13 protein-coding genes are annotated in these 12,478 nt (G+C 67.8%); 3 read left to right on the forward strand and 10 right to left on the reverse strand.

Going from position 1 to position 12,478, the window contains the following annotated elements:
* Positions 1-126 precede the first annotated feature (126 nt).
* From DD1DGNOD_RS19220 to ctaE, 5 genes are all read right to left on the reverse strand, one after another.
* The gene (locus DD1DGNOD_RS19220) at positions 127-981 is read right to left on the reverse strand and encodes an ABC transporter ATP-binding protein (protein ID WP_206443305.1); all 855 of its coding nucleotides are present in this window, start codon (positions 979-981) and stop codon (positions 127-129) included.
* A gap of 317 nt (positions 982-1,298) precedes the next feature.
* Positions 1,299-2,906 carry a cytochrome bc1 complex cytochrome b subunit gene (gene qcrB, locus DD1DGNOD_RS19225; protein WP_131767857.1) on the reverse strand — a complete coding sequence of 536 codons (1,608 nt, stop codon included), beginning with the start codon at positions 2,904-2,906 and terminating at the stop codon, positions 1,299-1,301.
* Positions 2,903-4,108 (reverse strand): cytochrome bc1 complex Rieske iron-sulfur subunit, encoded by a 1,206-nt coding sequence (gene qcrA / locus DD1DGNOD_RS19230; RefSeq protein ID WP_131767858.1) that lies wholly within the window; start codon positions 4,106-4,108, stop codon positions 2,903-2,905. The genes qcrB and qcrA overlap by 4 nt, the downstream gene beginning before the upstream one ends.
* Positions 4,105-4,908 (reverse strand): cytochrome bc1 complex diheme cytochrome c subunit, encoded by an 804-nt coding sequence (gene qcrC, locus DD1DGNOD_RS19235; RefSeq protein ID WP_131767859.1) that lies wholly within the window; start codon positions 4,906-4,908, stop codon positions 4,105-4,107. The genes qcrA and qcrC overlap by 4 nt, the downstream gene beginning before the upstream one ends.
* Positions 4,909-4,913: 5 nt before the next feature.
* On the reverse strand, positions 4,914-5,552 hold the full coding sequence (gene ctaE, locus DD1DGNOD_RS19240) for an aa3-type cytochrome oxidase subunit III (protein WP_131767860.1): 639 nt from the start codon (positions 5,550-5,552) through the stop codon (positions 4,914-4,916).
* A gap of 105 nt (positions 5,553-5,657) precedes the next feature.
* On the opposite strand from ctaE, the gene DD1DGNOD_RS19245 reads away from it, so the two are divergent.
* Entirely contained in the window at positions 5,658-6,812 is a 1,155-nt protein-coding gene (locus DD1DGNOD_RS19245; protein WP_131767861.1) for a cytochrome c oxidase assembly protein, read from the forward strand.
* A gap of 41 nt (positions 6,813-6,853) precedes the next feature.
* Here the strand turns inward: DD1DGNOD_RS19245 and DD1DGNOD_RS19250 are convergent, their stop codons facing one another.
* From DD1DGNOD_RS19250 to DD1DGNOD_RS19260, 3 genes are all read right to left on the reverse strand, one after another.
* Positions 6,854-7,450 carry a DUF3501 family protein gene (locus DD1DGNOD_RS19250; protein WP_131767862.1) on the reverse strand — a complete coding sequence of 199 codons (597 nt, stop codon included), beginning with the start codon at positions 7,448-7,450 and terminating at the stop codon, positions 6,854-6,856.
* Between the two features lie 207 nt (positions 7,451-7,657).
* Positions 7,658-8,104, reverse strand: coding sequence for a rubrerythrin family protein (locus tag DD1DGNOD_RS19255; RefSeq protein ID WP_131767863.1), 447 nt, complete (start codon positions 8,102-8,104; stop codon positions 7,658-7,660).
* Between the two features lie 155 nt (positions 8,105-8,259).
* A complete protein-coding gene (locus DD1DGNOD_RS19260; protein ID WP_131767864.1) occupies positions 8,260-8,661 on the reverse strand; it encodes a Fur family transcriptional regulator in 402 nt (133 codons plus the stop codon).
* A 376-nt stretch (positions 8,662-9,037) separates the two neighbouring features.
* On the opposite strand from DD1DGNOD_RS19260, the gene DD1DGNOD_RS19265 reads away from it, so the two are divergent.
* Together DD1DGNOD_RS19265 and trpD are read left to right on the forward strand one after the other, a co-directional pair.
* Positions 9,038-9,448, forward strand: coding sequence for a response regulator transcription factor (locus DD1DGNOD_RS19265; protein ID WP_131767865.1), 411 nt, complete (start codon positions 9,038-9,040; stop codon positions 9,446-9,448).
* A gap of 144 nt (positions 9,449-9,592) precedes the next feature.
* Positions 9,593-10,723: an anthranilate phosphoribosyltransferase gene (gene trpD / locus DD1DGNOD_RS19270; RefSeq protein ID WP_206443306.1), complete on the forward strand. Its 1,131-nt coding sequence runs from the start codon at positions 9,593-9,595 to the stop codon at positions 10,721-10,723.
* Between the two features lie 216 nt (positions 10,724-10,939).
* Here the strand turns inward: trpD and ctaF are convergent, their stop codons facing one another.
* On the reverse strand, positions 10,940-11,341 hold the full coding sequence (ctaF, locus tag DD1DGNOD_RS19275) for an aa3-type cytochrome oxidase subunit IV (protein ID WP_131767867.1): 402 nt from the start codon (positions 11,339-11,341) through the stop codon (positions 10,940-10,942).
* 161 nt (positions 11,342-11,502) lie between these two features.
* The coding region (locus DD1DGNOD_RS19280; RefSeq protein WP_206443307.1) for a cytochrome c oxidase subunit I at positions 11,503-12,478 on the reverse strand (976 nt) is incomplete at its 5' end.

The raw sequence follows: 12,478 nt of genomic DNA on the forward strand, positions 1-12,478 counted from the left end.
TCGAAGGGGTCGTCGAAGGGGTCGTCGAAGGGGTCGTCGAGTCTGACCCCGCCGGGAGCGTTCCTGGCGGGAGCCACCGGTGGATCGATCCGCGCAGCGACCCGGGGATCTGAGCCTCCCGGATCTCTAGCCAACCCGGCTGGCGGCACGGCGGGTGTGCTGGACATCACGGAAATCACCTTCCTTGTCGCTGGCGAGCGCACCGCCGGTATGGTGCCGGAACACGTCCTCCAGGCTTGCTCGCGGTCCCAGCGCCGCCTTCAGCTCGCTGGGCACACCGGTGACCCGTACCCGGCCTGCATGCATCAGCGCAACCCGGTCGCACAGGACGTCGGCTTCTTCCATGTAATGAGTGGTCAGCAGCACCGCCATGCCATGCTCCGCCCGCAGGCGCAGGACGTGCTCCCAGACGCTGTCGCGGGCGATCGGGTCGAGCCCAACGGTCGGCTCGTCGAGGATCAGCAGCCGCGGCGCGTTGACCAGGGCCTGGGCTAGTTCCAGGCGGCGCACCATCCCACCCGAGTAGGTGCGCGCCAAGCGGTCGGCGACGTCGGTCAGGCCCATGGCCGCGAGCGCCTGGTCGACCCGTGCCCGTCGCCGACGCCGGGGGACGTCGAACAGGCCCGCGAACAGCGCGACGTTCTCGCGGCCGGTCAACCCGGCGTCGGCGGACAGCATCTGCGGCACGTAGCCGATCAGCCGCCGGGCCCGGATCGGCTGGCGGGCCGCGTCCACGCCGAAGACGCAGACCGAACCGGCCGCCGGCCGCAGCAGCGTCACGATGACCCGGATCGCCGTGGTCTTGCCGGCCCCGTTCGGCCCGAGCAGACCGATGATCTCACCGGCTGCGAGCTCGAGGTCGAGGGAGTCGACCGCTGTCTTCTCCCCGAACCGGTAGGTCAGCCCCCGGACGTCCAGAGCCGGCGGGTCGCCCCGAGCCGGAGTGGACACGGCCGGCGACACGGAATGATCGATGGACATCCGACCTCCATATCGTTTTCTTCCTACAACTAACTATCCACCCCTACGGTTGCCACGTCACCTGCTGCGGGCCGGCAACCCCGCACCTTCCCGCGGACAAACGACTGAGGGCCTCCTGTGTCCGGGTGTCGGAGGCAGGAGGCCCTCAGCGAGATGTTCGGAGTTCTCCGCCGCCCATCTGGCTACTTCAGACAGATGGGCTGGCCGGCACTCACGTAGTTGCTCGATACTTGACTACTCGATGCTTAGCTACAGTTACTCAATACTACTTGTACTCGACTACTTGTGCTGGACTACTTGTACTCGGTAACTCGGACTCAGTGCTTGCCGGCAGGCCGGTCCGGGGAGGACTCGCTCGCCTCCGGCAGGCGTTCTTCCTCTTCGACGAAGAAACCGGTGACGGCCTTGCCCGCACGCCGCACGAGATCGCCCCTGGCATGCCCGTTCTCAGCGGACGGGAGAGCCACCCGGTCGGTCGGTACCCGACGGTGGTCGGGTACCGACGGAAGCTTCGGCCGGTGCTCCTCCACGAACTCCCCGCTGGGAAGCTGCTGGATGATCCCGGTCTCGATGCCGTGTTCGGCGATCTCGTGGTCACGTTCCTGCAGGTGGATGCACAGCTTCCTGGTCAGGACAAAGGCGATCGGCGGGATGACGATGGCGCCGACACGTCCCGCCCAGGTCATGGCGTTCAGCGAGATGTCGAACGTCTTGGCGATGACGTCGTTGCCACCCGAGATCCACAGCACCAGATAAAAGCTGATGGCGAAGACACCGAGGCCGGTACGGGTGGGCGCTTCGCGTGGACGCTGCAGGAGGTTGTGCGACTCCTTGTCACCGGTGAACTTCGCCTCGAGGAACGGATACACCGCGAGCAGGGTGAACAGGATGCCGGGCAGGATCAAAGTCGGCCAGAACACCGCCGGAACCGTGTGCCCGAACCCACGGAACTCCCACGGCGGGAACAGCCGGGTAGAGCCGTCGAGGAAGCCGATGTACCAGTCCGGCTGGGAGGCGGAGCTGACGTTCGCCGGGTCGTAGGGCCCGAAACCCCAGATCGGGTTGATCTGCGCGAGGCCGCCGAGCAGGGCGAGCATCGCAAAAACAATCATGAAGAATCCGGTGGACTTCGCCGCGAAGATCGGGAAGACCCGGTGCCCGATGACGTTGTGCTCGGTCTTTCCCGGCCCGGGGAAGTCGGTGTGCTTCTGATGCCAGAGGATGCCCAGGTGGGCGCCGATCAACGCCAGCAGGATCCCCGGCACCAGCAGGATGTGGACGACGTACAGCCGGGGTATGAAGCCCTCGCCCGGCCACTCGCCGTTGAAGACGAGGAAGGACGCCCAGGTTCCGACGACCGGGATCGACTGGGCGATGGACGCGGCGATCCGCAGCCCGGTGCCGGACAGCAGGTCGTCCGGAAGCGAGTAGCCGGCGAAACCCTCGAGGATCCCCAGGATGAACAGGCCGACGCCGATCAGCCAGTTGACCTCTCGGGGCTTGCGGAAGGCGCCGGTGAAGAACACCCGCATCAGGTGCACCACGATCGAGGCGACGAACAGCAGCGCGGCCCAGTGGTGGATCTGACGGAAGACCAGACCCGCGCGGATGTCGAAGCTGATGTCCAGGGTCGAGGCGTAGGCCCGGCTCATCTCGACGCCCTTGAGCGGCACGTACGAGCCGTCGTAGATGACCTCGGTGTTGCTGGGGTCGAAGAACAACGTGAGATAGATGCCGGTCAGGACCAGGATGACGAAGCTGTAGAGGGCGATTTCCCCGATCATGAAGGACCAGTGGTCGGGGAACACCTTGTTCAGGTTGCGCCGCAACCCGGCCTGCGTTCCGAACCGTTCGTCGATCGCCCGGTTGAGCGTGCGGACGGGACCCGGCCTCTTGACCAGGGGCGGTGGTGGGACGGTGGTCATGAGCGCTCCCAGAAGGCGGGACCGACGGGCTCGGTGTAGTCACCGTCTCGTGCGATGAAATATCCGTCCTCGTCGACCCCGAGCGCCAGCTGCGGCAGGGATCGGCTGGCCGGCCCGAAGATCGCTCGGCATCCGTCCAGAACGTCGAACACGGACTGGTGACAGGGGCACAGCAGGTGGTGGGTCTGCGTCTCGTAGAGGCTGACCGGGCAACCCGCATGGGTGCAGATCTTCGAATAGGCGACGTGACCGTCGTAGGCCCAGTTCTCCCGCCCCGGACGCGGCCGGTTCTCGTCCGGTCCGAGCCGGATGAGCACGGTGGCGCTGTCGGCCTTCTCGTGCATGGTCAGCTGGGGCTCGTAACGAACCGTGCCGTCGGCTTCGGTGACCGGAACCGCGGGGAACACCGTCTCGATGCCGCCGATGGCTATGTCGCCGATCTTGACGGGGGTGCCCTCTCCGGTGACCAGCCGGGCGCCCTTCACCCAGTGGGTGTGGTCGAGCTGCTTGCCCGGCTTGCGGTTGGTCAGGTTCAGCAGCGGCACCACCAGCAGGGCACCGAGCACCGTGCCCGCGCCGAGCAGGGTGCGGCGTACCAGTGGGCGGCGGGCCAGCCCGGTGTCGGCGTAGCCGAGAGCGACCGTCTCCTCGGTGGCGGCGATCTCCTCGTCCGCGGACCTGAAGGGGTGACGCTCCTGGACGGCCTCCTCATGCGGCATGAGCTGCTTCGCCCAGAGGATGACCCCGAAGCCGATACCGCCCATGGCCAGAGCGAGCGCGACGCCCATGAACGGCGTGTAGTACTCGGCATGCTTGTCACCGACGAAGTTGGTGACCACGAACCCGACCGTCCCGACGATCGAGACCACGAACCAGAACGCGACCAGCCGCTCGGCCCGGCGCTGCGCGCGGCGGTCGATCTCCGCGGCGTGAGCGGGGCTGACGTCCACGGCCCGCTCGTGCGGCTCGACCAGCAGGACCGTTGACTGCGCCCGGGTCGAGTCGGTCTGGTGCGGGGGTGTGCCAAGGCGCTCGGGACCGTCGTCGTGGCCCTGACGCAGCTCGGGTCCGCCGGCGCTGACGTCCGATCCGGGCGCCGGCTCCCCCGACGGCTTCACCGGCTGCTTGGCCCGGTCGAAGATGCTGCCGCCGGCGTCGCCGGGCGAGCCCGAGCCGGCGCTGTCGTCGTCCTGCTTGCTCATACCTTCTGCCTCGCTCCGATCCACAGGCACACCGCGAGCAGGCCGCCGATCCCGACCAGCCAGGCCAGCAGCCCTTCGGGGACCGGGCCGTACTTACCGAGGTCGTCGCCACCGGCGCTCGGGGCCTCGCTGACGTGACGCACGTACTTGGCGACCGCGACCGCGTCGGCCTCATCGAGCTGCCCCGGACCGAACAGGGGCATCGACTCCGGGCCGGTCCGCATCGCCTCGATGATCTGGGTCGGGGTGGCCTTACCCAGGTCGGGCGCGTACTTGCCATACGTCAACGGCGCGCCCGCGCCCACCGCCTGGTGGCACTGGGCGCAGTTCGCCCGGTACAGCTCCCCGCCGTGGGCGAGGTCGGCGTCGTCCCACTCGGTCTGCGTGATGACCGGCTTCTTCGGGCCGCCACCCAGGCTGTCGATGTAGGCGGCCAGCTGGTCGATCTGCGTCTGGCTGTAGATCGGGTCCTTGCGCTCGGCCTGCGCTCCCGGCGCCGCCAGCGGCATCCGTCCGGTGCTGACCTGGAAGTCCACCGCGGCCGAGCCGACTCCGATCAGGCTCGGAGCCTGGTTGCCTCCCTGGGCCTGCAGGCCGTGGCAGCTCGAGCAGCCCTGGAGGTAGAGGACTCGACCCTGCCGGACGGCCTCGTTGGCGTCTGCGGTGTCCTGAGCCGTCCCGCGCGGAGCGAACCCCGCCCACAACAGGCCGGTGGCCGCGAGCGCCACCAGCAGGACCACGGCGGAGGAACGCCGACGCCGGCGTACGGATGCGCGGGCAGCGCCCGTAGATGCAGTCATGTCGCTCACTGGAGGAGGTAGATGGTCGCGTACAGGCCGATCCAGACGACGTCGACGAAGTGCCAGTAGTACGACGTCACGATCGCGGACGTTGCCTTCTCGGGCGTGAACCTGCCGTAGGTCGACCGGGCAAGTACGATCACGAAGGCGACAAGCCCACCGATCACGTGCAGGCCGTGGAAGCCGGTCGTGAGGTAGTAGACGGAACCATAGGAGTGGGACGAGATCGAGAACTCGTTCTCGCGGAAGTACTCCCATGCCTGGCCGCCGACGAACACCAGACCCATGACCAGCGTGAGGACGTACCAGCGACGCAGGCCGTAGACGTCACCGCGTTCGGCGGCGAACACGCCGAGCTGGCAGGTCAGGCTGGACAGCACCAGGATCGTCGTGAAGACGAGCGCGAAACCGACGTGCAGGTGGACCGGGCCGATTTCGGACCCCGCGGGAACGCCGGTGAGCGGCGGCCAGTTGTCACTGTCGACCGATCGGATCGTGTAGTACATCGCGAACAGGGCCGCGAAGAACATCAGCTCCGATGACAGCCACACGATCGTTCCCACGGAAACCATCGAGGGACGGTTGGCCGTGGGGTGCGGCGGCGGAGCCTTCTCAAGGACGGGGGCGGAGGCCACGTCGGTCATTCTGGCACGCGATCCGTCCGGCGCCACCGTAGGTTCGACATTCGGTAGGACTACGAGCTGTCGAGGGTTCGGCCGAACCCCGATCCGAGTGAGGTGACAGGGCCTGTGACCAGTCCCGGCGCCCTTGCCGCGCAAAGCGCGGGAAGCGTGCTCGCATCGTCCGGGCAGGGACAACTCCCGCCGCCACCGACCGTCGGGCGGATGCTTCTGCACGTCTCGCCGGAACCCGGCCCGCTGCTGCTGGTCGCCCTCATGGCGGGGCTGTACCTGTTCGGCGTGAGCAGACTCACAGATCGCGGAGACGCCTGGAACCGGTGGCGGACGGCCTCCTGGTTGGCAGGTCTGCTGGTGGTCGCCTACGCGCTCGTCGGCGGGATCGCCGCGTACGACACCGCCCTGTTCAGCGCCCACGCCGTCCAGCACATGCTGCTCGGCACGGTCGCGCCCATCCCGCTCGCGCTGGGCGCCCCGGTGACGCTCGCGCTACGTGCCCTGCCGCTGCGCTCCCGCCGGCTCCTGGTGAAGGTGCTGCACAGTCGGGTGGCGCGGGTACTCACCTTTCCGCTGGTCGGCTTCGCCGTGTTCATCGTGAGCCTGTACGGGCTGTACTTCACCGGTCTTTACGAGGCGTCGATGCGGCACGCGGCGCTCCACATGTTCCTGCACGTGCACTTCCTGGCCGTCGGCTGCCTATTCTACTGGCCGATCATCGGGCTCGACCCCGTCCCGGGACGGCTGCCGTACTGGGGCCGGCTGATCCTGCTGTTCGTGACGTTCCCGCTGCACGCGTTGTGGGCGCTGGCGATGTTCACGACCAACAAGGTCTTCGCCGCGGACTGGTACTCCGCGCTCGGCCGGACCTGGGGGTCCAGCCTGCTCGGCGACCAGCAGACCGGCGCCGGACTGATGTGGGCCGCCGGTGAGCTGGTCGGCGCCATGGTGTTCGTCGCGTTGTTCGTCCAGTGGTCGCGGGCGGACGGCCGGGAGGCCGCCCGCGAGGACCGCCGGCTGGACCGGTTGCTGGGCTCCGCCACCGACCAGGTGCGCGGGGGCGTGCCCGACGCCACCGGCACGAAGCAGGAAGCGGACCGGGAAACAGAGCAGGAGCGCCAGCGCCAGCCCGGCCCGGAGGCCGAACTGGTCGCCCGGGAAGCGGCCTACAACGCCTGGCTTGCCCGGCTCGCGGCGAACGACGCACCCTCCCCGCAGCAGCCCGCGACCGTCCGTAACCGGGCTCGGGGCGCGGGCCAGGATCGATGAGCCGATTCCCCGCCGCCGGCGACCCCGCCCCAGCCGCGTGGCTAACCGCGTAGCGCGAGGTCCGCGATCAGGGACGTCCTGGTCGCACCGGTGATCGGTGTCGCCTCGTTGTACGCGGGATGGTCAACCACCAGCTCGACCGGTACGGCCGGGTCCCGGAAGGCATCCCTGGCAGCGTCGCTGAGAGTGAACCGCACCATGTGTACGGACACGGTCGGGCTCAACACGTCCGGATCCTCGTCAGGACCGGGGATCTCCTCGGCCGGCACCGGTATGCCGTCGACCTCCAGGCGGATGCTGCGCTGCACTCCGGCCAGTCGCTCCAGCTCCAAGCGCACGGTCTCCAGAACGTCGAGCTCGATGAACACGGTGGCGGTCAGCGTGTGGCTGGAGGGCAGCAGGCGGGCATAGATGTCGATCTCGTGAGCGATCTCCGAGGAGTTGCGCAATCGCTCGGTGTAAACCATCTCTTGCACCTGGTAGTGCAGGGTCTGCTCGTTCTCGAATTCGAACAGGAGCATGTCGCCGACCCGGATCCGGCGCTCCGCCCGGACGGGAAGGATGCGGGTGCGCGCACCCGGCCGTTGGGCGGAGTAAACCTCGGGGTCAGTGATGATGTCAGCGACATTGAGCGCCATCGTGGGACTCCCTGGCGATCCTCGGAGGCATACGGCGGTGCGCCGAACGTCATGCCAGCACCTATTAGATCATGAAGCGGTCATGAAGCCGTCCGCCGGGTACGGACCGACGACGTGTCACGGTTGGGGTGGACGCGACACATGCGTCCACCCCGGCCCAGTACTGCGTCACCTACAGACGGCCCCGCCCGGTCGTTACCGAACCGGTCAGGCCTGCTGCTCGGCCTTCTCGTCTGCGACAACCGTGTCCAGCGCCCGCTGGAAGCGCCCGGCGTGGGTCTTCTCGGCCCGCGCGAGGGTGGAGAACCAGTCGGCGATCTCCTCGAAGCCCTCCTCACGCGCGGTCTTGGCGAAGCCCGGGTACATCGCGGTGAACTCGTAGGTCTCCCCCGCCACGGCGCTGGCGAGGTTCTTGGCGGTGCTACCCACCGGCTCCCCGGTTGCCGGGTCGCCGACCTCGGCGAGGTAGTCCAGGTGACCGAAAGCGTGGCCGGTCTCACCCTCCGCGGTGTCGCGGAAGAGGGCGCTGGCGTCGGTCAGACCCTCGATGTCGGCTCGGCGGGCGAAGTACAGGTAGCGGCGATTCGCCTGGCTCTCACCGGCGAACGCCTCCTTGAGGTTCTCGTGCGTCTTCGTGCCGTCAAGCTGCGGCATGTGGTGCTCCATTCTTCGGGTGTGGTCACCCCTGGTCAGGGGCGACGTCCTTCAGGTGTGGTCGCCTCCGATGAGACGACTGCTTGGGTGGGCGGTTCGGAGGCGATGTGGAAAGTGTCGGGAGGGAGCACCGGCTGCACAGCGGCCGCCGGTATTCAGCTGCCCGTTCGACAGGACGGACACAGGCCACGGAACTGCAGGTCGTAACCTGTGATCGCAAAGCCGGTGCTGCGCGCGAGCTCGTCCACCATCTCCACCGGGCTTGGCAGGTCGATGTCCACAGCTTGTCCACAGCGGTCACAGACCAGATGGTCGTGACGCCTGGTGTTCCCGTCATACCGGGCGGCGGTACCGTTGCCGAGGCTCAGCTCGAGGGCGTGCCCGGCCTGGACGAGCAGTCCCAGAGACCGGTAGACGGTGGCGGCGCCGATACCCGGCGCAACTTGCCGGACGCGATCATACACTTCTGCCGCTGTTGGATGGTTGTGGGCGGCTCGGAGCACCTCCAGCACCGCGCGGCGCTGGGGGGTGAGGCGGAGATCCTGCTGACCGTCCATGTCACGTCCGATGTGGTTAGTACTTTCACCCGCCCTGGTCAACTACATGCGACCAGTCCGTTACGACTCGCATCCTTGAGAACGAGTCTCATTATCTACCAGGAGATGCCGATCTCGCAAACTCTCCGGGCCCGACCCGGTGGACCACCCGATGACACATCGGCATCACCCCGATATCTCGACGGCACAGTACCGGGAGACCGGACGGACCGGCCGCGGACCGCACCTGCCAGCGCAAGCTGTCGGCACGATCGGATACCCTGCGGGCGGGTTCACCATGGGCACTCACCGGTCCGGTAGCGGTGCGTGGTTCGCTGATGCTCCCCTCGGGCGCCATCCTTCCAACGGCCACTTCGAGTGAAAGGCTTGCGGTCGCATGAGTACCGTTCTGGTGTATGCGGACAAGCCCGACGTCCGGGCGCGGGTGAAGCTCGCCGTCGGCCCGCTTCCCGACCGCGAGCTCGGCCTCCTGGAGTTCCTGGACGTGGCGGACGGTCCGTCCGTGGTCGATGCGGTCGACCACGGGGAAGCCGACATCTGCATCCTGGACGCCGAGGCCGCCCCCAGCGGTGGCATGGGCCTGTCCCGGCAGATCAAGAACGAGATCCCCGACTGCCCGCCCACGGTCCTCCTCATAGCACGCCGGGATGACCGCTGGCTTGCGAGCTGGTCGCTGGCGGACGCGGTGGTCACCCATCCGGTCGACCCCGCCGAACTCGCCGAGGTCGTTGTCGCGCTGCTGCGCCGACGTCGCGCGCTCGTGCCTCGGGCACAATCCTCCCAGTAATGAGTCCTCCCGGTAGTGACCCGGGACCTGGACCTCCAGGCCGGGAGCACCAGCCCCTGACCACAACCCGCCCGGTATACCGGAACCCGCACGGGGCGGATCCGAGGACCGCGGGAACAACCGGGTGAGATGACGACAACGGGGATGACAGGGATGACGGCCACACGGACAGGTGCGGACAGTGACCAGCGGGCCGTGCCCGAGCCCCTCGGCCGCACGAGCTGGGCCGAGCTTCTCACGGTGCTCCTGCGAGGGGACTCACTCGGCGCCGAGGACACCGTGTGGGCGATGAAGCAGGTCATGTCCGGCGAGGCATCGCCGGCCCAGATCGCCGGCTTCGCGGTGGCTCTGCGGGCCAAGGGCGAGACCCCCGAGGAAGTCGGCGGCCTGGTCCGGACGATGCTCGACTACGGCGCGCCGCTGGAGGTCTCCGACGACGTTCGTGAGCGCGCGGTGGACACCTGTGGCACTGGAGGGGACCAGTCGCATTCGGTGAACGTGTCGACCATGGCGGCCCTCGTCGTCGCCGGATCCGGTGTCCCCGTGATCAAACATGGGAACCGGGCCGCATCGTCGCTGTGCGGAACAGCCGACCTGCTGGAGGAACTCGGCGTCGTCATCGACCTGCCACCGGCCGCTGTCAGCACCTGCCTGACCCAGGCCGGGGCGGCCTTCTGCTTCGCGCCGATCTTCCATCCGGCCATGCGGCATGCGGCCAGGACACGCAGCGAGCTCGGCGTGCCCACCTTCTTCAACATCCTCGGGCCGCTGACCAACCCGGGGCGCCCCGCCTCCCAGGCCCTCGGGGTCGCCGACCCGCGTCTGACCCCGGTCGTCGCGGGTGTGCTCGCCGCGCGCGGAACCCGGGGGCTGGTGTTCCGGGGCGACGACGGCCTTGACGAGCTCACGCCGACGACCACGTCGACGGTGTGGATCGTCGCCGACGGCGCGGTCCGGCAGGAGACCTTCGACCCGCGAACGGTCGGCATCCACCCCGGCGACCCGGCACAGCTGCACGGCGGTGACGCCGTCCACAACGCCGAGGTGACCCGCGCGTTGCTGGCCGGACGTCCCGGGCTGGTGCGCGACGCCGTCCTGCTCGCCGCCGCGGCCGCTCTGGTCGCCTCAACCGGGCCGACCGCCGCTCCGGTGAGCGAACAGATACAGCGCCAGCTCGCCCGAGCCGCATGGTCGCTGGATTCCGGCGCGGCCGAAGCCGCGCTGCGGCGGTGGGTCAAGGTGAGTCAGGCTGCCGCCGTGCCCACCGGGGTCTGACGTCCGGACCGGTACTGGTTTAACCGGACCAGTAGTACCCGGTTGCCAGTATCCGGTTGTCAGTCCGTGTACGGGCGGCCAGAACAGCCAGAGGAGAGGGCAGGACGGCTTGCCTTCTTCCCGGGCCCGGCCCGGGAGTTCCCGTCCGGGCCAAGCGGTTGCTTATCCGGATGGGCGGGGGAATGCGCGGGGTAGGTACCAGCCGCGTGCGGCAGATCAGTCCTCGGGGATAGGCGGGTGCCACAGGTTCTCGAACAGCAGGCACACGACGAAGAACAACGTCATGAGCCCGCCTATGAGAACGAGCCAGACCCCGAAGATGATGCCGAAGACGATCAGGCTTGCACTGATGGCGATGAAGAACGGGTAATAGCTGCCCGGCGTGAAGTGCCCGAGTTCCCCGGCTCCGTCGGCGACCTCGGCGTCGGGAAGGTCCTGCGGTCGCGCCCCGATCCGGCGGGCGGTGAACAGCAGATACCCGCCGACCAGAAGGCCGAGACCGCCGCACAGCGCCAGCGCGACGGTACCGGTCGGATCCTGCGACGTGAACCAGTAGACCACGTCGACCACCGCGCAGAAAATCGTGAACACGAGGAAGACTACGCCCTCGATCTTCATGGCTACTGCTCCTCCCTGGACTCTCTCCGGGCCCCCGGCGACGCATAAGGATCCATAAGGATCACTGCGTCGCCTTCGGCCGCTGTGTCTCCCGTGGCCTCCGGCGGCGCACAAAGATGATTGCGTCGCCTTCGGCCGGGCTCCTTCCGGCCTTCGGCCGGCTATCTGATTTCGGGTGTGGCGTGGTAGTCGACTCTGCCCGCCGCCTGCGGATAATGCAGGTCGAAGGCTGGCCGTTCCGACCGGATACGCGGCAGCGAGCGGAAGTTGTGGCGGGGCGGCGGGCAGGAGGTCGCCCATTCCAGGGAGTTTCCATAACCCCACGGGTCGTCCACGACCGCGAGCTCGCCCTTCTTGTACGAACGCCAGGCGTTGTACATGAACGGCAGCGTCGACGTGGCCAGCAGGAGGGCACCGGCCGTGGAGATCGTGTTGTAGGTGGTGAAACCGTCGGTGGCCGAGTAGTCGGCGACCCGCCGCGGCATGCCCTTCACACCGAGCCAGTGCTGGATCAGGAAGGTCAGGTGGAAGCCGAAGAACAGCGTCCAGAAGTGAATTTTGCCGAGTTTTTCGTCAAGCAGGCGTCCGGTGACCTTCGGGAACCAGAAGTAGATCCCGGCGTACGCGGCGAAGACGACCGAGCCGAAAACAACGTAGTGGAAGTGCGCGACCACGAAGTAACTGTCGCTGACATGGAAGTCGATCGGCGGGCTGGCCAGGAGCACGCCGGTCAGACCACCGAAGAGGAACGTCACGAGGAAGCCCAGTGCGAACAGCATCGGCGTCTCGAACGTGACCTGTCCCCGCCACATGGTGCCGATCCAGTTAAAGTACTTCATGCCGGTCGGCACCGCGATCAGGAAGGACAGGAAGGCGAAGAAGGGCAGCAGCACGGCCCCGGTGGCGAACATGTGGTGCGCCCACACCGCCACCGACAGCGCGCCGATGCCGATCGTCGCGAAAACCAGCCCCTTGTACCCGAACAGCGGTTTACGGGAGAAGACCGGCAGGACCTCGCTGATGATGCCGAAGAACGGCAGGGCGATGATGTAGACCTCGGGATGGCCGAAGAACCAGAACAGGTGCTGCCACAGGATCGCCCCACCGCTGGCCGCGTCGAACACATGCGCGCCCAGC

Source organism: Candidatus Protofrankia californiensis (assembly GCF_900634765.1).
Classification (GTDB): Bacteria; Actinomycetota; Actinomycetes; order Frankiales; family Frankiaceae; genus Protofrankia; species Protofrankia californiensis.